Origin of the sequence: Frankia sp. ACN1ag, assembly GCF_001414035.1 — a bacterium.
GTDB lineage: Bacteria > Actinomycetota > Actinomycetes > Frankiales > Frankiaceae > Frankia > Frankia torreyi.
Genome location: NZ_LJPA01000025.1, coordinates 93,030 through 111,601, shown reverse-complemented (window position 1 = coordinate 111,601; position 18,572 = coordinate 93,030). Strand labels below are relative to the sequence as shown.

Below are 18,572 nucleotides of genomic sequence, written 5' to 3'. Positions count from 1 at the left end.
GGGCACCGGGGGCTGTTCCCGCTGCCTGCGCCCGACCGTGGCCCAGATGTCGCCGCTGGTCTCGGCGAACCGCTTGGCGACCAGCCGCAGCGTCTCACCCGAGACACCCAGCCGTGCCGCGATCACCTCGACAGGATCAACCTCGCCGGTCGAGGTGTCCAACGCGAGCAGCACCTGCGCCCGCCTGATCATCGAGGCCGGATGCACACCCGTGGTGGTGACCCGAACCAACGCTTCACGATCGGCCGCGGTCAAGGTGACCGGCCGCTTCTTCTGTGACGGCATGACTTGTCCTGACCGGCAGAGGGGACGAGGAAGATCTGCCAACACCAGCCTGCCACACCCCAGAACTAAACAGCGACGGTCTACTAGCCTGTCCGCATGGCCACCCTCCAGCACCGGCGCCTGCGCGCCGCCTGGGTGGCCTTGCTGCTGCTCGGCCTCATCGCCGCCAGCGGCGTCGGCGGCGTCGGCGGGCGGCCGGCGCGCCTGCAGGCGGCCGAACGGGCGCTGCCAGCGGTCACTGCGGTGGCCGTCTCGATCGGTCCCGGGGAGACCACGACCCCCCGCCAGGATGCGCGAATCCTGGTGACAGGGCCCTGGTCGCCGGGCCATCCCACCACCTTCGTCCTCGCCGCGGCCGCCGTGGCCCTCGCCCTTCCCCGGTTCGGCCGCTGGCGATGCATGGCACACCGCGGCCGCCGTTGCGACGGCCCCGCCGAGCACCAGGCCGCCCGCGGGCCGCCGCGGCCCTCCCGCCCACTTCCGAGGCAGGCCCGCGCCGGGATCGCCTGACACCCGCAAGGCCCGCGGGACCGCCGCGCGGCGATCGCGTGGCCTGTGCTGCGGCTGCCCGGCGTTCCTGACGCCTGTGCCGCGGCTGCCCGGCGCCCACGAGGTTCGTGCCGGGATTGGTTCGTGCCGGGATTGGCTCGTGCCGGGATTGGCTCGTGCCGGGATTGGCCGGTGGGGAATGCTGTCGCCGGCGCTTGCCCGGTCGCGTGCTCTCGGCCGCACCGCCGGTCCGCGCTTGTGGACCCGCATTCCCGTTTCGGGACGTCTGTCCGCTGGATGCGGCTTCGGTGACCTGCGGTGGCGGCAGACGACCGGCCTTGGAGTTCGGGCTTTCGGAGACTGCCCGTCGTAAGACGATCATTGACCGAAGGGGGCGAACCGTGGATTCCGGGTTCGAATGGGATCGCATACTTCTCGCCGTCGCGCTGTTGGCCGCGATGTTCCTCCTGCCCGCCCTGGTGATCTGGCGTGACCAGGTCCGGGATCGACACCGCTTCGGGGCGCAGGCGCTGTCCCGCCCAGTCCGGTATGCGCCCGACGGCCAGAGCTACCGGGAGGGCGCGGCACGCGCGGCCGCTCCCGAGTGGACCGCGGGGGATGGGGCCGCGGGGGATGGGGCCGCGCGACAGCGGGCCGAGGCTGTTGCCCTCGACGGGGTGGTGGGTGAGGCGCCCTCGCCGTCGGTGGTCTCGGGAGGGCGTGGGCGGTGACCCGCGGTGGCTGACGCGTCGGGCGGGCCGCCGCCGGGGACGGTGCGGTTCCTGCTGCGCGGTGCCCTGGGGGCGACCGCCGTCGTCGCCCTGCTCGCCGCGCAGTTCGGCGACCGCTGGGGGACCCTCGCCCCGATCGCGCTGCCCGCGGTGCTGATCGGGTCGATCCTGCCCTGGCGGTCGGCCGCCCGGCTGGCCGGGTTCACGGTGGTGGCCGCGGTGCTGGTCGGCTGGGTGCAGGTGGGGAGCGTGGGGGCGGACCGCGGGTGGCGCTGCGGCCATCCGGTGCTGCTCGCGATGGTCAGCGTGGGGGCGGCGACCGTGCGGGGTGGGTCGCCGGGCGGCACGCCGCCGGTTGGGCGGCGGCGGACGGCTAGACTCGACCGCGGTGTGCCGGGAAGTCTGGTCGGCGGTGATCCACCCGACCCCGGACGCTGGGAGACCGTTCTGAACCCGCCGACGCGACGTGCCCTCCTGTTCGCCCGCGGCTCCTGGGCGGAGACCCGGCGGATCGCGGGGATCCTGCGCGAGGAGACGATCGGTGGGGCGCTGCTGCTCGCCGCCACCGTCCTGGCCCTCGGCTGGGCGAACTCACCCTGGTCGGGCACCTATGATGCGTTGCTGGCCACCGACTTCGGCCCGGCGGCGCTGCACCTGGACCTCTCGGTCCGCGAGTGGGCGGCCGACGGGCTGCTGGCCGTCTTCTTCTTCGTCGCCGGTCTCGAACTCAAGCGTGAGTTCGTCGCCGGGGACCTGCGCGACCCGAGCCGGGCGGCGGTGCCGGTGGCCGCCGCCGCGGGCGGAGTCGCCGTCCCGGCCGTGTTGTACTCGCTGGTGAACCTGCACAGCGGGGCGTTGCGGGGATGGGCGATCCCGACCGCCACCGACATCGCCTTCGCTCTGTCGGTGCTCGCGGTCGTCGGCAGGAGCCTGCCCACGGCGCTGCGGACCTTCCTGCTGACCCTCGCCGTGGTTGACGACCTGCTGGCGATCGCGATCATCGCCGTCGCCTACACGGGTGAGCTGTCCGCGGTGCCACTGGTCGTCGCCGTCGTCCCGCTGGCGGCTTTCACGGTGCTNGTGCAGCGCCGGGTGCGGGCGTGGTGGCTGCTGCTGCCGCTCGCGGTGCTCACCTGGGCGCTCGTCCATGCTTCCGGGGTGCACGCCACGGTCGCCGGGGTGCTGCTGGGCTTCGCGGTGCCGGTGGCGCGCAGCGAGGGGGGCGGGGGACCGCAGGCGGGCCCGGGGCTGGCGGAACACTTCGAGCACCGGTGGCGGCCGGTGTCGGCGGGCGTCGCTGTGCCGGTCTTCGCCTTCTGCTCGGCGGGGGTGACCGTCGGTGGGTTCGGGGGCCTCGCCGACGCGCTGTCCGACCGGGCCGCCCTCGGCGTCGTCGTCGGCCTGGTCGTCGGCAAGGCGATCGGGATCTTCGCGACGACCTGGCTCGTCGCCCGGTTCACCGGGGCGAGCCTCGACGGCGGCCTGGCCTGGATCGACGTCGCGGGGCTCGCGCTGCTCGGCGGGATCGGGTTCACGGTGTCGCTGCTCATCGGGGAGCTGGCGTTCGGACCCGGCAGCGCCCGCGACGATCACGTGAAGGTGGGGGTGCTGACCGCTTCGGTCATCGCTGCCCTGCTGGCGACGATGGTGCTGCGGCTGCGCAACCGCGTCTACGCGCGGATCCACCAGCTCGAGACGGCCGATGACGACCACGACGGTGTCCCGGACATCTACCGGGCGGCGCGGTCCTAGCGCGTCGGCGGGCGCTGCTCGCCGACGGCGCCGGCCGGCGGGCGGATGAAACCCTGCTGGGCGGTCGTCGCGACCAGGGTGCCGTCCCGCCGGAAGATCTTGCCGGTCGAGTATCCGCGTCCGGCGGAGGCGGTCGGGGAGTGCTGGTCGTGCAGCAGCCACTCGTCGGCCCGGAACGGGCGGTGGAACCAGATCGCGTGGTCGAGGCTGGCGAACGACACCCCCGGGCTGGCCGACGCGATGCCGTGTGGCCGCAGGGAGGTGGCGAGCAGGTACAGATCGGACGCGTAGGTGATCGCCTGCAGGTGGACGCGGGGATCGTCCCCCAGCGCGGTCCTGACCCGGAACCAGACCTGCTGGCTGGGGGGATACGCCCGCGGCGCGAGCGGGGACACGACGCTGACCGGCCGGAAGTCCAGCACCGCGAAGTGCGGGGGCAGCGGGCCGTCGAACCCCCAGGCGGCGAGATGGCTGGGCAGGTCGGCGACCGACTCCGGATCGGGCACATCGGGCGGGGCCGGATCGGCGTGGTCGAGCCCCTCCCGGGGGATGGTGAACGACGCCATCACCTCGAACAGCCGGCGGTCGTGCTGGCGGGCGACCACGCGGCGCACCGCCGACGAGCGGCCGTCGCGTAGGCGCTCGACGTGGTAGCTCACCGGGATGTCCGGGTCGCCGGACTGCAGGAAGTAGCCGTGCAGCGAGTGCGCCGGGAAGTCCGCGGTCTGCTGGGCCGCCGCGAGTGCCTGCCCGGCGAGCTGCCCGCCGAAGATGCCGGCGCGGGCGCGCGCGCCCCGGGCACCGACGAAAACGTCGGGCTCGGTCTCCCGGACCCCGAGGACGTCCTGCAGGGGCAGGGCGAGATCCGCGGCGCCGGCTGACGCGGCGCCAAGCGCCGGCTCCCCGACGGGACCGGGACCGGTGGGAACGACAGTCATGATGAGCTCATCCTCGCCTCGTCCTCGCCGACGCGCGTCACCGGACGGCGGCCGGTCCGCGGCACACCCGATGCCGGCCTACGGGCCGCGTCGCGGGCGCCGCACGCCGCGTCCCGCGCACCCCGCGTCCCGCGCCCGCCGGTCGCAGCCGGCCGGCGGGCGCGCGATGCGGAACCGATCAGGTGAAGGCCTCGGACAGCTCGGTCCGAAGCACTCGGCGCAGCAGCTTGCCGCTCTCGTTGAACGGCAGCTCCTCGCGGAACTGGATGTGGTCGGGGGTCCGGCTGGAGCGCAGCCGGGAGCGGACGTGCGCCTTGAGGTCCTCCTCCGTCACCCCGCCGGAGGTGACGACGGCGGCGACGACCTGCTCGCCCCACTCCTTGTTCGGGATCCCGACGACCGCGGCCTCGAGCACGCTCGGGTGCTCCAGCAGCACCGCCTCGATCTCGCCCGGCGACAGGTTCTCGCCGCCGCGCACGATCACGTCGTCGAGCCGGCCGTGGACGAACAGGTACCCGGCCTCGTCGAGGTGGCCCTCGTCGCGGGTCGGGAACCAGCCGTCGGAGTCGAGCGTCGTGCCCCGGCCGAGGTACTCGCCGGAGACCTGGCCGCCGCGCACGGAGATCTCCCCGCGCTCGCCGGTGGGCACCTCGACGCCGGCCGCGTCGCGGATCGACACCTCGAGCGTCGGTAGCGGCTTGCCGACGGAGGCGAGCCGGGCGCGGACCGCCGGGTCGTCGCTGGCGAACGCCGCCTGATGATCGTCGGGGCCCAGCACCGCGATGGTGCTGGAGGTCTCGGTGAGCCCGTAGGCGTTGACGAAGCCGACGTTCGGCAGCAGGCCGACCGCCCGCTCGATGACCGGCAGGGGCATCGGGCCGCCGCCGTAGGACAGCGACCTCAGCGAGGGCAGGCCCTTGCCGTCCTTCTCCACGATGTCGAGGATGCGGCCGAGCATCGTCGGGACGACCATCGCGTGGGTGATCGACTCCTGCCGGACGATGTGCACCCAGGCGACCGGGTCGAACGCCTCGAGCTGGACCACCCGGCGCCCGGAGTAGGTCGACGACAGCACCGCCGAGATGCCCGCGATGTGGTACGGCGGCACGCTGACGATCGCGGCCTCGTCCTCCGCGGAGCCGGCGAACTCGACGGTGGAGATGATGTATTCGGTCAGGTTGCTGTGCCGCAGCACGGCGGCCTTCGGCTCGCCCGTGGTGCCGCTGGTGAACAGCAGGACGGCGATCTCGTCGGCGTCGCCGCCCCAGCCGTCCTTCTCCTTGCCCTCGGGGTCCTCGGCGAGCGCCAGGGCCTCGGCCCGGCTGAGGAACTCGACGCCGTCGATCGGCCCGACCCGCTCGACGACACCCTCACCCACGATGATCGTCGCCGGGGCGGTGCGGGCGACGATGGCGCGCAACTGCGGATCCGCCAGGCGGTAGTTGATCGGCACGAACGGCTTGCCGGCGATCGCCGAGCCGAACAGCGTCAGGGGAACCGCGGGGGAGTTCAGGTCGATCAGCCCGACCCGCTCGCCCGGCCGCGCCTCGAGCGCGGCGCCCAGGCGCCGGGCTCGGCTGGCCAGCTCGGCGAAGGTCAGACCGGAGGCCAACGGGCCGAGCGCGACCCGGTCGGCCATGCCGTCCGCGGCCATTTCGAGAAGCATCCCGAGGTGCATCGTGGCTACCCGTCAGTCAGAGGAGGGCAGGGGCTTGGCGTCCTTCTGGGCGAGGATGACCTCCCCGATGGACAGGGAACCGGTGCCGCCCTTGGTGCACAGCAGCTCGAGACCGGTGTCGGTGTCGGCGAACCGCTTGCCCAGCGGCGTGCCGGCGGAGAACGCGGGGTCCAGAGTGAGCCCGGTGGGGGCCTCGGTGCCGATCGCCACGACCGGATGGCCGCCGCACCGCAGATCGATCGGTCCCTTCGCGGGTTTCACCACGATGATCTCCGTCTGGTCGACGGCGGACCGGTAGCGGGTACCGGGCTTGGTGACAAGGCTCACGTTCTCGACCTCCTCGCTCGCGCGTGTTCCTCTCGCAGAGCGGAGGGAGTCACGCCTTTCCTGATTTCTACTGCCCGGGGGGATCAGGCGCCACCGCCCTGGGCGGGAGCGACAGCGCCACCCGTATCTGGATCGAGGGTGGACGCCGGTGGGCCCCGGCGGGATCTCGCCCGCAGCCGTCGGCCCAGGGCCGCCGGACGAACGCACCCATGCCAGCCGCCGGAACCGCTGCCGGGGCGGCTGCCCGCACGCGGCGGCGCCTCACCTAAGCATACGAGGCTACCTCGATTTCTAACAGCGATGTCACGTGACGCAGGGTGTGGGCAGGCCCCGTTTGCAGGTGTATGTCCACGGCGCGATCCCGATCGCGCCGGAACCCGCCGTACATCTCATGTGCGAAGTTAGATGTTTCATCGCTCATTGAACCTCAGATTCGGACCCGGGGCAGCCGATGCACCGGTGCCCGGCCGGAGCGGCCGTCACCTGCTGCCCGGTCCGCTGATGGCCGCTGCTGAAGGGCCCGTCGGGCCGCCGCGGCGCGCGGACGCACCCGCCGGACGCCGGGCCGGCGCCGACGGTGACCTGGTGGACCCGTCGGTCGCGATGTCCTCGGTGCTCGCCGCAGCGGCGGTCGCCGCGGGCGGCCAGGGGACGCCGGGTGGCTCGCGGCGGCTTGTGATCGAGGCAGGTCTGACGTCGTCGTCACCAATCCGCGGGGGTCGCTGTCGCCGACCGTCACCATTCGGAGTCGGCCGCCGCGCGGGGTCGTCACCGTCCGCGAGACGGGGCCGCGGGGCGGCGGGCGGTGTCCGGCTCGTTCCCGCGTCCGGCCAGCCGCGGCAGCCCCGCCGTGCTCGGACCGATCACCGGGCCGAGAAAGAGGTCGCAGCGCAGCGCCCGCAGCGTCTCCCACTGCGAGGCCGTCCCGACGTCGCCGGCCATCGTCCGGATGCCGAGCTCGTGGGCGAAGTGCATGAGGGCACCCGAGGCAGCGTGGCGCACCGGGCTGCGGTCGACGCCGTCGACGAACGTCCCGTTGAGCCGGATGTAGCCGAAGGGCACCCGGTTCATGGCGGAGGCCATCGTCCGGGCCGACCCGTAGTCGTCGACGCAGAGGTCGACTCCCAGCCGCCGCAGCTCGCCGAAGACGGCCGACAGCGCCGTCTCGTCGTCGGCGACCTCCCGCTCGGCGATCTGGAGGCACAGCCGGTAGCGGAGGTCCCCACCGGTGGCGGCCAGCAGCACGTCCAGCTCGGGAACGAACCGCGCCTCGACGAGGCAGCGGCTGGAGACAGCCACGGTCAGCAGCGGTGGTGGCGCGCCGTCCGCGCGCTCGTCCGCCCACCCGGCGGCGGCCCGGCAGGCCCGGCCCACGGCCCAGCGGTCGATCGGCACCCGCAGGCCGACGTGCGCGGGATCGGGCAGGAACTGCGCGGGCGGCACCAGCCCCCGGCGCGGATGTCGCCAGTGCGGCAGCGCCTCCGCGCCGGCCACCTCCCGGTCGATGTCCTGGATCGGCCGGTAGCGCATGACCAGCTCGTCGGCGGACACGGCCCGGCGCAGCTCGTCGTTCTCGGTGATCTGAGCCATCAGCCGGGTGCGCATCACCTCGTCGAACGCCAGCCGCCGCCCCGGCCCGCGACGCTTCGCGGCGTACATCGCGATGTCGGCGGCGTTGAGCAGATCCTCGCCGTCGGCGGTCTCCGGCTCGGACAGGGCGATGCCGATGCTGGCCGACAGCACGACCGTGCGTTCGCGCAGCACGCAGGGCGTGTCCAGGGTGGCGAGTACCCGGTCGGCGATCGCCTCGATGACGGCGGGAGAGTCGACGTCCTCGCAGAGCACGGCGAACTCGTCACCGGAAAGCCGCCCGACGACGTCGGCGGGCCGCACGGCGTGCTCGAGCCGGTCCGCCGTCAACCGCAGCAGGTGGTCGCCGGCCTGGTGGCCCAGGGTGTCGTTGACCGTCTTGAAGCCGTCGAGGTCGATGAACAGCACGCCGATGCGGGTCCCGTCGCCCCGCGCCCGCTGCAGCGCCCGGTCCAGCCGGTCGAGCAGCGCCGTCCGGTTGGGCAGCCCGGTGAGCCCGTCGCGCAGGGACCGACGGCGGATCTCGTCCTCCATCCGGAAGCGCACCGCGGCCGCGCCCAGCACGGCGCCGACCGAGCGGACGAACTGCACATCCTGCTCGCTGAACGCCGGTGCGGGTGCGGGGCGGCTCACCTCGATGACCGCCGACGGCCGATCACCTCGGCCGGTCGACACGACGAGCTCGTGACCGCCGATGACGGCCCCGGCGGGGGGCTGCGGCGGGCACCAGGCCCCGTCGGTCCCGCCGTCGGCTCGGGCCAGGTCGGCTCGGGCCAGGTCGGCGGGGGATCCGGTGTTGTGCGGGGATTCGGTGTCGTGGGGGGATTCGGTGTCGTGGGGGGATTCGGTGTCGTGGGGGGATTCGGCGGCGGGGGAGACGTCGGCGAGGGTACGGGTGCGCCGACCGGTGTCGTCGAGTTCGTGGATCCGGACGGTTCCAGCCGCGAGATGTTCGGCGAGAATCCGGGCGGCCCGGGTCCACATCGAGGCGGCGTCGAGGCTCTCCAGCGCCTGCTGGCCCAGGTCGGCCACCATGGCCTGCTCGACCGAGCGGGTTCGCAGGGTGGCCAGCGCCTGCTGGTGTTCGGTGACGTCCGTCGCGACACAGGTCAGGTAGCTCACCTCGCCCTCGGGTCCCTCGATCGGCATGAGATGCAGGTCGAAGCAGCGGCCGAACGCCTCGATGACGTTGTGCAGGGGACGTCCGGCGAGCGCGGCCTGCAGCAGGCCGAGGGCGTTGGGCAGGTCCTCGAAGAGCGTGAACACCGAGATGTCGGGATGCTCGGCGAGACGCGACAGCGTCGCGTCCATGAGGCCCTCGCTGGCGAGGACGAACCCCGCCCGATCCACCAGGAACATCGATACCGGCGTGTTGTCCAGGATGAGGCGCAGCCGGTCGTTCGCGGTGATCTCGTCGGAGACGTCCTGGAGCTGGCTGAGGACCTCCCATCCCGCGGGTCCGGGCACCGTCGCCGAGGTGACGAGGACGTGGACGGTGCTGTGGTCCGGGCGCCACAGGCGGACCAGCCGCCGGGACGGCGGGTCGTGCTGGCCGGGCCGGTGGATCTCCTCGTGCCACAGCGCGCGCTCCTCGGGCACGGTGACGTCCTGCCAGTACGTGCCGATCAGCTCGTCCTCGGAACGGCCGAGCAGGTCGCAGGCCGCCGCGTTGGCCCGGCGCAGGCGGCCGCTGCGAAGATCCGTCACGGTCACCGCGAGGTTCAGGAGCTCGAAGAGGTCCGGACGCTCCTGTACCAAGACTCCTCACCCACCCCGTGCGGCCCGACGCACCCCGTGCAGCCCGGTCCTGTCCATACCCGGGCGGCCGCGCCCCCATGCGGTGCCGACACCAGCGAATGGTGACGGAAAGTAGTCATCCGGTCCGGGGTGGCAGGAGTGGGGCCATGACCTCAGGCCTCGACGCCGGTGTCGTCGCCGTCCGTCATCTCCAGGACGACCTTGCCGATCGCCTGCCGCTCGGCGACGTGGGTCAGGGCGGCACCGGTGGCGGCCAGCGGGAAGCGCGCGCCGATGAGGGGGGCGACCCGGCCGGCGCCGAGCAGCTCGGCGAGCTCGGCCCGGTCCCGCGCCGCAAGCTCCGGCTCGAACTGGGGGAAGGTGCGCAGCTCGAAGCCGCGCACGATCATGCCCTTCAACAGCAGCAGGTTGAGGGGGATGCGCGGGATCTCTCCGCTGGCGTAGCCGACGGTGACGAACCGCCCGCCCCAGCCGAGGGTGCGCAGCGCCGCCTCGGCGAAGCGTCCGCCGACGGGGTCGACGACCACGTCCGCGCCGCCGGCCGCCGCCCGGATCGCGTCGCGTAACGGCGTGCGCTCGTAGTCGATCAGGTGCTCGGCGCCGCGCTCCTTGCAGGCCGCGAGCTTCTCCGGGCTGGAGGCCGCGGCGATCACCCGCGCGCCGAGCAGCGCGCCCAGCTCCACCGTCGCGAGCCCGACGCCGCCGGCGGCCCCGANCACGACCAGCCGCTCCCCGGGCGCGATGTCCGCGATCGAGCGCAGCGCGTGGTAGGCAGTGAGGTGGCAGACCCAGCTCGCCGCGGCGGTGGCGAGATCCACCCCGGCCGGCACCGGGATGAGCGACGTCGCCGGCGCGGCGACGTACTCGGCGAACGCGCCGCTCATCGCCGCGCCGGCCACCCGGTCACCGACCCGGACGCCTGTCACCTGCGACCCGACGCCGACGACGACCCCCGCGAACTCGCTGCCGGGGGTGAACGGCGGTGGCACCGGCACCTGGTAGCGGCCCGCGGCGATGAGCACGTCCGGCAGGTTCACCGCCGCCGCGTGCACCCTGATCAACGCCTCGCCCGGCCCTGGCTCGGGTCTGGGTACCAGCTCGGTCGTGATCTCGTCCGGCGTGCCCAGCCGATGGCAGACCGCGGCTCGCATCATCGCGATTTCCACCCGCGCAGTATGCCAGGTCACATCCCGAGAATCGCGTTCCGCGAAGGTCTTCCGCTTTGCGGTCCGATCCCACGGCCTCGGGCTGGCGTGATTGAGTGGGCGGGTGGACGACGAGCGGATCTACGCCCAGGTCAGCGCCCTCGTGGCCGAGGAGCACGAGCTGCGGGGCCGCCGCGCCCGCGGCGAGATCGACGCCGAGACCGAGCACGAGCGCCTCGAGCGCCTGGAGCAGGCGCTGGACCAGTGCTGGGACCTGCTGCGCCGCCGCCGCGCCCGGCGCGACGCCGGCCAGGACCCGCAGGGCGCCGAGCCCGGCAGCGTCTCCCAGGTCGAGCACTACCTTCAGTAGGACGGCCGGCTTCCGGGACGGCCGGCGTCGGTGGGACGGCCGGCAGGGCGGCGGCCTGGAGCAGGGGAGCGGGATGGATCTGCAGCTTTCGGGCCGGGTCGTGCTGGTGACCGGCGGCTCGGACGGCCTCGGCGCCGCGCTGGTGCGGACCCTGGCCGCCGAGGGGGCCAGGGTGGCCTTCTGCGGCCGGGACGCCGCGCGGCTGCGGTCGGTCGCCGAGGCGGCGGGTGGCTCGGCCGGGGAGGTCCTGCCGGTGGTCGCCGACGTCCGGGAACCGGCCGACCTCGATCGGTTCGTCGCCGCTGCCACCGAGCGGTGGGACGCCGTCCACGCCCTGGTCAACAACGCCGGGGCCAGCTCCGCGGGGCCGTTCGAGCGCCAGACCGACGAGGCCTGGCAGGGCGACCTCGACCTGAAGCTGCACGCGGCGGTGCGGGCGTCCCGGCTCGTCCTGCCGCACCTGCGCCGGGCGGGCGGCGGGAGCATCGTGAACTCGCTGTCGATCAGCGCCCGGGCGCCGGGCGCGGGCTCCATGCCGACGTCGGTCACCCGGGCCGCCGGACTCGCGCTCACCAAGGCCCTGTCCAAGGAGCTCGGCCCGGACAACGTCCGGGTCAACGCGATCCTCATCGGCATGGTCGAGAGCGGTCAGTGGGACCGGGCCGCGGCCGCGCAGGGTATCGGGATCGACGAGCTCTACGCGCGGATGGGGCGCGACTCCGGCATCCCGCTGGGCCGGGTGGGCCGGGCGCAGGAGTTCGCCGACCTCGTCGCGTTCCTGCTCTCCCCGCGGGCCGCCTACATCACCGGCACGGCCGTCAACCTCGACGGCGGACTGAGCCCGGTGGCCTGACGGTCCGGCCGAAAGGTGACCTTCCCGTGGCCCGTTTCCTGTTCGCCACCACTCCCGGCGTAGGCCACACCGCCCCGGCCTACCCGGTCGCCCGGACCCTGGTGGGGCGCGGCCACAGCGTCCGGTGGTACGCCGGTTCGGCTTTCGCCGACGCCATCACGGCCACCGGCGCCACGTTTCATCCCCTCAGCGAGCACCACAACGACTTCAGCGTCCTCGACCTGAACGAGCGGTTCCCCGGTCACCAGAAGCGGACCGGACTGCGCAAGCTCCAGTTCGAGATGGTCCACGGGTTCGCCCTTCCCCTGCTCGGACACGTTCGGGATCTGCGCGCCCTGCTCGAGCGGGAATCCGCGGACGTCATCGTCGGCGATACCGCCTTCATCGCCGCGGCACTGATCCAGGAACTCGGCGGCCCGGCGTTCGCCGGTTTCGGCATCACCGTGCTCGGTTTCCCGAGCCGGGAGCTGGCGCCCTTCGGCCTCGGGCTGGCCCCGTCCGCCGGCCTGGTCGGACGGCTGCGCAACCGCGCGCTCGACCAGCTCATGCGCCGGGTCGTGTTCCGGCCGATGACCGCCGCGGTCAACGACGTCCGCGGGCAGCTCGGCCTGGCGCCCACCGCCCAGATGGTGTTCGAGTATCCGCTGGTCTGCCGGCTGTACCTGCAGTTCAGCCCGCCCGGCTTCGAGTATTCCGTTCCGGATCTGCCGCCCCAGGTGTGCTTCGTCGGCCCGCCGCGCCCGTTGGCCGACCCGGCCTGGCAGCCGCCGGCCTGGTGGCCCGAACTGACGGCGGGCCGCCGGGTCGTGCTGGTCAACCAGGGCACCGTCGCGACCGATTCNGCCCAGCTGATCCGTCCCGCGCTGGACGCGCTCGCCGGCGAGGACATCCTGGTGGTCGCCGTGACCGGCGGCGCCGACCCGGCCGAACTCGGGACGCTGCCGGTCAACTCCCGGGTCGAACGCTTCATCCCCTTCGACGAGCTCATGCCGCACATCGACGTCTTCCTCACCAACGGCGGGTACGGCGGGACACAGCTCGCGCTCTCGCACGGCGTGCCGATCGTCGGCGCCGGCCGCACCGAGGACAAGAACGAGGTCAACGCCCGGGTGGCCTGGTCCGGCGTGGGCATCGACCTGCGTACCCAGACACCGACCGCGCAGCAGATCCGCACGGCCGTCCGTCAGGTGCTGGCCGACCCCCGCTATGCGACGCAGGCGCGCCGCCTGCAGGCCGAGATCGCGCGCGCCGGCCGCGAGGAGAAGGCCGCCGACCTGCTGGAGCAGCTCGCGGACCCCGCCGGCGCGGGTCCGGCGGCTCCTGTGCTCCCTGTTCAGAATTCAGGTCTGGCGCCGAAAACGTGAAATCTTGGTGGGCGAATTCACGTCTGCTTGGACTGCGGCGGGCTGGCGGGCGGGTCCTCGGCTGGGCTGTCGGTGGCGGAGGCGGAGGGGGCGACGAGGGGAAGGCGGACCTGGAAGCGGGTGTCGCCGGGGACGGAGGTGACCCGCAGGTCGCCGTGGTGCTTCTTCACCACGATCCGCCAGGAGATGTCCAGGCCGAGACCGGTGCCCTCGCCGACCGCCTTCGTCGTGAAGAACGGCTCGAAGATCCGGTCCCGGATGGCGGGGTCGATGCCGGGGCCGCTGTCGCCGATCTCGACGACGCCGAAGTCGTGGTCCGCGAAGGTACGCACCGTCAGCGTGCCGCGGTGGTCCATCGCGGCGACGGCGTTGTCGATCAGGTTCGTCCAGACCTGGTTGAGCTCGGCCGCGTAGGCGGGGATCGCCGGCAGGGACCGGTCGTAGTCCCGGCGGATCTCGACGTCGTCGCCGATCTTGCGGCCCAGCATGACCAGGGTGCTGTCGAGCAGCTCGTGGAGGTCGACGGTCTGGTACGGCGCCCGGTCCATCTGCGAGTACTGCTTGGCGGCGGTGACCAGGGTCGAGATCCGGGTGGTGGAGTCCTCGATCTCCCGCATGAGCAGTTCGCTCTCGACCGTGTAGGTCAGCCAGCGCACGGCGCCGTCGAGCACGCCCGCCGGCACCGAGTCGGCCACGTGGTCGAGCCAGGCGACGTCCAGGCCGGCCTGCACGAAGATCGGCGCGACGTCCCAGGCGTCGCCGATGTCACGTTCGTCCAGCCAGTCGCCGATGAGGTCCTCGCGGTCCGAGACCTCGATCGGGGTGAGCGTCGGTGCCTTCGCCACCCGCTCCACCGCCTCTTCCTGCAGGCGGATGAGCACCTCCAGCTCGGTCCGCTCATACGGACCAGCGGCGATCATGCCGAGCTTGTGCCGCATGCCGGCGACCCGCTCGCGCAGCGCCGAGGTGGCCCGCACGGCGGCGGCCGCCGGGTTGTTCAGCTCGTGGGTCAGCCCCGCGGACAGCGAGCCCAGCGCGAGCAGCCGCTCCCGCTGGCCGACCACCTGCTGGGTGTTCTGCATGCCGAAGAACAGGCCCTCGAGCATGTGCAGGGCCATCGGGAACCACTCGCGCATCACGGTCGCCACGTCGTCGGCGTCGAGGACGAAGAAGCGGCTGGGCTCGGTCACCCGCATCGAGTTCTTGTAGAGCTGGGGCACCCGGTCGCCGAGATAGGCGTGCCAGGCGCCGGCGTACACCCCCCGCTGGGAGGAGCGCACAACCTCGATGTCGTCGGCACCCACCCGGGTGGACATCACCAGCGCGCCGGAGATGAGCACGTAGAAGCAGGTCGCGGGCGCGCCCTCGCTGTAGACCGGGCCGGGTTCGAGCAGTTCGGCGTGCCCGCGTTCGCACAGCCAGTGAAGCTGGTCGTCGGTGAGCTTCTCGAACAGGAACAGAGTGCGCAGCTCGTCGACGTCGCAGGGAACCGTCTTCATGATCGCCCTCCTGGTCGGGCCGTCTTCGCTCCGGCGAGGCACATCAATGCTTCTCCAGGTAGCGGTGGACGAGCGCGATGGCCATGGCGCCCTCGCCGACCGCCGAGGCCACTCGCTTCACCGACTCCGCGCGGGCGTCGCCGGCGACGAAGACCCCCGGCACCGACGTCTCCAGGTGGTAGGGGTCGCGGTCGAGCGACCAGCCCGGCGGGCGGCGGCCGTCGACGACCAGGTCCGGCCCGGCCAGGACGAACCCGCGCTCGTCGCGGGTCAGCACGCCGTCGAGCCAGCCTGTGCGCGGCGCGGCGCCGATGAAGATGAACAGCCACTGGGTGTCGACCGTCTCGGTCTCGCCGCTGGCGTTGTCGCGCAGCGTGAGCCGTTCGAGGTGGCCGTCGCCCTCCGCCGAGACGATCTCGGTGCAGGTCCGTACGGTGATCGCCTCGACCCCGGCGATCTGCTGGATCAGGTAGTGGGACATCGACGCCTCCAGCGACGACCCGCGCACGACCATGGTGACCCGCCGGGCGTGCCGGGCGAAGTGCATCGCCGCCTGGCCGGCGGAGTTCGCCCCGCCGACGATGTAGACGTCCTGCCCGGCGCAGGAGGGCGCCTCGGTGAGCGCGGAGCCGTAGAACACCCCGCGGCCGGTGAACTCGTCCAGGCCGGGGGCGGTGAGCTGCCGGTAGGACACGCCGGTGGCGAGGACGACGGCATGCGCGGAGATCTGCCGGCCGTCGTCGAAGTGGACCGTGCGCGCCGGGCCGCAGATCTCCAGCGCGACGGCGTCGCGCGCGGTGAGGACCTCCGCGCCGAACTTGACCGCCTGGCGGCGCGCGCGGTCGGTGAGCTGGGCGCCGGACACGCCGTCCGGGAAGCCCAGGTAGTTCTCGATCCGCGAGCTCTGGCCGGCCTGCCCGCCGGTGGCCGTGCGCTCGACGAGGACGGTGCGCAGCCCCTCCGAGGCCGCGTACACCGCCGAGCCCAGTCCCGCCGGGCCCCCGCCGATCACCACGACGTCGTAGAAGTCCGCGGCGGGGGAGGTGGTCAGCCCGACCCGGCCGGCGAGCTCGGCGTCGGTGGGGTCGGTCAACGTCACCCCGTCGGGAGTGATCACGACCGGCAGCGTGTCGGGGGNCGCCTCGGCCGCGACCAGCAGCCGCGCGCCCTCCGGCTCCTCGGACAGGTACCAGCGGTAGGGCACCTGGTTGCGGGCGAGGAAGTCGCGCACCTCGTAGGAACGCGCCGACCAGCGGTGCCCGACCACGCGGGTCTCGGTGACGGGGCTGTGGTCGGCGGCGAGCCAGGCGTCGAGCAGACCGTCGACGACCGGATAGAGCTTCTCCTGCGGCGGGTCCCACGGCTTGAGCAGGTAGTGGTCGAGATCGACGATGTTGATGGCGTCGATCGCCGCCGTGGTGTCGGCGTACGCCGTCAGCAGCACGCGACGCGCCGTCGGGTACAGGTCCATCGCCTGCTCGAGGAACTCGATGCCGTTCATCGCCGGCATCCGGAAGTCCGCGAGCAGCACGGCGACCCGATCGCCGCGCAGCTTCATCTCCCGCAACGCGTCGAGCGCCTGCGCCCCGGACTCGGCGCGCACGATCCGGTAGCGCTCCCCGTACTGGCGCCGCAGGTCGCGGGCGACCGCGCGGGAGACACTCGGGTCGTCGTCGACGGTGAGGATCGCCGGGCGGGCCGGCGGCCTCGAACCGGGCGCCGCCGCGGCGCCGGGCGTGGGCGGAGCCGATGCGGACGTCATGGTTGCCCCCCGGGGAGATCGGTGGCTGGCGCGGTGCCGGTGTGTCGGACGCGGAGCGGTCGAGCGCGGGCCACGGGCCGCCAGGCCAACGCCTCGGAGAGGAGGCGGGTGGGCGCGGGTGAGCCGGTGCCGTCGGTGCGCCGCCGCCTTCCGCCAGTCTATGGTTCTGTCCCCCGCCGCGTTCGTACGTGCGGGAAACCGCCGCAGACCGACCCGTTCCGCAACGATCGCGACGATGCCGCGGCTGTCGGCCGCCTGGTCGGCGGTTCGCCACGCGGGGAGGACGCCGAGCCTCGTCGGCGAAGGTCCGCTGCCGGGCGCCTGTCCCGATGCGGACAGTCGGACAGGCGTCCGTGGCCAGACGTCATATTTCCCGGGCCTTGTTCGTACCGTGGTCAGATGTTCCGTGCTGGGAGTGTGCCGAGATGGCCGCTCGCCGTGATGGGCATCGCCGTCATGGCGGCGGTCATGTCGCTGGCCGTGGCGGTGTTGCCCGGCCGCTCCGAGACCACCATCGGCCAGGTTGCCGGCGCACCGCCACTGCGGCTGGCCGCGGGCTCGTCCCGCCTGACGGCCGGCGACGGGTGTGCGGCGTCCGCCGGACGCGTTCCGCTGTCCGGCGGGGTGCACGTTCTCGTTCACGACGGCGTCCGGCGTTCCTACCGGTTGGCGGTGCCCGCGGATTACGACGGGCGATTCTCCTATCCCGTCGTCTTCGACTTCCACGGTTTCAAGGCGGACGCGGCGCTGGAGGATCAGCGGTCTCGCCTGGGTGCGGCCGGCGCCGGGCGCGGCTTCGTCGTGGTGACTCCCGACGCGCTCGGCACGCCGCGCCGGTGGAACACCCTGAGCGAGCCGGGCAGGGCCGACGACGTCGGCTTCGTCGGTGCCCTGCTGACCGACCTCGCCTCCCGGTTCTGCCTCGACGGCCGGCGGGTGTACGCCACCGGGCATTCCAACGGCGCCGAGTTCGCCGCCGCGCTGGTCTGCCGGTCCGCCCGGTTCGCCGCCGTGGCCATGGTCTCCTCGACCTTCGAGGCCCGTTGCCCCGCCGGGCGCGCGCCGGCGACGATGGCCGTGCACGGCACCGCCGATCCGTCGGTGCCCTACGGTGGCGGCGTGGTGGCGGGCTCCTCGACCCGGGTGCCCGCGGCGCCGGAGGTGGTCCGCGCCTACGCCGATCGCTACGGCTGCGACCCGACCCCGCTGACCACCCGGCCCGCCGCCGAGATCGTCACCCGCCGCTACGTCGGCTGCGCGGGCGGCGGCGAGGTCCTGTTCGACACGGTCCTCGGCGGCACCCACCTGTGGCCGGCGAGTCCCGAGGCCCGCCGCGACCCACACGACTCACCCGCCGGGCGCACCTTCGACGCCACCGGCGCCATCCTCGATTTCTTCACCGCCCACCGGGCACCCCGGCCGGTCGCCGGATGACGCGACGGATTCCCGGTCCTGCGGGGGTTCCGGGTCCTGCGGGGGTTCTGGGCGGTCCTGTGGGGGTCCTGGGCGGTCCTGGCGGGCGAGGAAGCGCCGGATCGCCTCGACATCGGCCGGAACGATCGGGCCCGGCGAACGGATGGGGGGCGCCGGGCGGGTGACGACCGCGCGCGCCGGGCGAGCGGATGGTCCGGACACAAGCGCGACGTCGACCGGGTGCAGGGGCAGCACCTCGTCGAGGACGAGCTGGCCCGGGCGGCGGTCGCCTTCCCAGCTTCCGTCGGCGTGCTGGACGTACAGTTCGTCCGCATACACGGCGTAACGCCGGAAGTCGTATCCGGAGTCGTGCGTTGTGGGGTCGGCACGGGTGGCCGCGCGGTCGAAGGCAGCGCGGATGCGGCCCAGGCTGATCCCGGCCCGCCACAGCGTCCCGATCATCCGGAGCTGGGCCAGGTCACGGCCGCCGTCGCGGACCAGCCCGGAGCGACGCCAGCGCGCCACCTGGCGGGGAGTGACCCGGGCGTCGGGCGGCTGCGGGGGGCCGGTTGCCGGCGTCCGCGACGTGGGTTCATCCCCCGTCATGTCGCCGAATGT

At 73.4% G+C, this 18,572-nt stretch carries 15 protein-coding genes and 4 pseudogenes; 8 read left to right on the top strand and 11 right to left on the bottom strand.

Annotation, left to right across the window (positions count from 1 at the left end; genetic code table 11):
• Positions 1-285, bottom strand: a pseudogene (locus UK82_RS21445) (helix-turn-helix domain-containing protein); the annotation flags it as partial.
• Between the two features lie 96 nt (positions 286-381).
• On the opposite strand from UK82_RS21445, the gene UK82_RS21440 reads away from it, so the two are divergent.
• The 4 genes and pseudogenes from UK82_RS21440 to UK82_RS39235 form a co-directional block, all read left to right on the top strand.
• Entirely contained in the window at positions 382-795 is a 414-nt protein-coding gene (locus UK82_RS21440; protein WP_055408936.1) for a hypothetical protein, read from the top strand.
• Between the two features lie 380 nt (positions 796-1,175).
• On the top strand, positions 1,176-1,505 hold the full coding sequence (locus UK82_RS39245; RefSeq protein WP_236706250.1) for a hypothetical protein: 330 nt from the start codon (positions 1,176-1,178) through the stop codon (positions 1,503-1,505).
• A gap of 447 nt (positions 1,506-1,952) precedes the next feature.
• Positions 1,953-2,584, top strand: a pseudogene (locus UK82_RS39240) (Na+/H+ antiporter NhaA); the annotation flags it as partial.
• Position 2,585: 1 nt separating this feature from the next.
• Positions 2,586-3,257, top strand: a 672-nt coding sequence (locus UK82_RS39235; RefSeq protein WP_236706249.1) for a Na+/H+ antiporter NhaA, incomplete at its 5' end; no start/stop codon positions are given.
• Here the strand turns inward: UK82_RS39235 and UK82_RS21425 are convergent.
• The 6 genes and pseudogenes from UK82_RS21425 to UK82_RS39225 all read right to left on the bottom strand — a co-directional run.
• The gene (locus UK82_RS21425) at positions 3,254-4,195 is read right to left on the bottom strand and encodes an acyl-CoA thioesterase II (RefSeq protein WP_055408933.1); all 942 of its coding nucleotides are present in this window, start codon (positions 4,193-4,195) and stop codon (positions 3,254-3,256) included. The genes UK82_RS39235 and UK82_RS21425 overlap by 4 nt on opposite strands.
• A gap of 178 nt (positions 4,196-4,373) precedes the next feature.
• On the bottom strand, positions 4,374-5,873 hold the full coding sequence (locus UK82_RS21420; RefSeq protein ID WP_055408931.1) for a class I adenylate-forming enzyme family protein: 1,500 nt from the start codon (positions 5,871-5,873) through the stop codon (positions 4,374-4,376).
• 12 nt (positions 5,874-5,885) lie between these two features.
• The gene (locus UK82_RS21415) at positions 5,886-6,200 is read right to left on the bottom strand and encodes a hypothetical protein (RefSeq protein WP_011603124.1); all 315 of its coding nucleotides are present in this window, start codon (positions 6,198-6,200) and stop codon (positions 5,886-5,888) included.
• Between the two features lie 768 nt (positions 6,201-6,968).
• A complete protein-coding gene (locus tag UK82_RS21410) occupies positions 6,969-9,548 on the bottom strand; it encodes an EAL domain-containing protein (protein ID WP_055408928.1) in 2,580 nt (859 codons plus the stop codon).
• A 152-nt stretch (positions 9,549-9,700) separates the two neighbouring features.
• Positions 9,701-10,263: pseudogene (locus UK82_RS39230) on the bottom strand (zinc-binding dehydrogenase); the annotation flags it as partial.
• A 1-nt stretch (position 10,264) separates the two neighbouring features.
• A partial coding sequence (locus UK82_RS39225; protein WP_313949822.1) for an alcohol dehydrogenase catalytic domain-containing protein occupies positions 10,265-10,702 on the bottom strand: 438 nt, incomplete at its 3' end.
• Positions 10,703-10,817: 115 nt separating this feature from the next.
• Between UK82_RS39225 and UK82_RS21400 the strand changes: the two genes are divergently transcribed.
• The 3 genes from UK82_RS21400 to UK82_RS39215 all read left to right on the top strand — a co-directional run.
• Positions 10,818-11,063, top strand: a complete 246-nt coding sequence (locus tag UK82_RS21400; protein ID WP_041939026.1) for a DUF2630 family protein — start codon at positions 10,818-10,820, stop codon at positions 11,061-11,063.
• A gap of 73 nt (positions 11,064-11,136) precedes the next feature.
• Positions 11,137-11,916, top strand: a complete 780-nt coding sequence (locus UK82_RS21395; RefSeq protein ID WP_055408926.1) for an SDR family oxidoreductase — start codon at positions 11,137-11,139, stop codon at positions 11,914-11,916.
• 842 nt (positions 11,917-12,758) lie between these two features.
• Positions 12,759-13,280, top strand: a 522-nt coding sequence (locus UK82_RS39215; protein WP_396230605.1) for a glycosyltransferase, incomplete at its 5' end; no start/stop codon positions are given.
• A gap of 17 nt (positions 13,281-13,297) precedes the next feature.
• On the opposite strand, the gene UK82_RS21385 is transcribed toward UK82_RS39215, so the two are convergent.
• From UK82_RS21385 to UK82_RS39205, 3 genes and pseudogenes are all read right to left on the bottom strand, one after another.
• Positions 13,298-14,779 (bottom strand): ATP-binding protein, encoded by a 1,482-nt coding sequence (locus UK82_RS21385; protein ID WP_044882950.1) that lies wholly within the window; start codon positions 14,777-14,779, stop codon positions 13,298-13,300.
• Positions 14,780-14,822: 43 nt separating this feature from the next.
• Positions 14,823-15,916, bottom strand: a pseudogene (locus UK82_RS39210) (NAD(P)/FAD-dependent oxidoreductase); the annotation flags it as partial.
• A gap of 1 nt (position 15,917) precedes the next feature.
• A partial coding sequence (locus tag UK82_RS39205; RefSeq protein ID WP_236706248.1) for a response regulator occupies positions 15,918-16,541 on the bottom strand: 624 nt, incomplete at its 3' end.
• A 417-nt stretch (positions 16,542-16,958) separates the two neighbouring features.
• On the opposite strand from UK82_RS39205, the gene UK82_RS21375 reads away from it, so the two are divergent.
• Positions 16,959-17,975 (top strand): PHB depolymerase family esterase, encoded by a 1,017-nt coding sequence (locus UK82_RS21375; protein ID WP_236706247.1) that lies wholly within the window; start codon positions 16,959-16,961, stop codon positions 17,973-17,975.
• Here the strand turns inward: UK82_RS21375 and UK82_RS21370 are convergent.
• The gene (locus UK82_RS21370) at positions 17,889-18,560 is read right to left on the bottom strand and encodes a hypothetical protein (protein WP_161849148.1); all 672 of its coding nucleotides are present in this window, start codon (positions 18,558-18,560) and stop codon (positions 17,889-17,891) included. The two genes, UK82_RS21375 and UK82_RS21370, sit on opposite strands and share 87 nt — an antisense overlap.
• Positions 18,561-18,572: the final 12 nt, after the last annotated feature.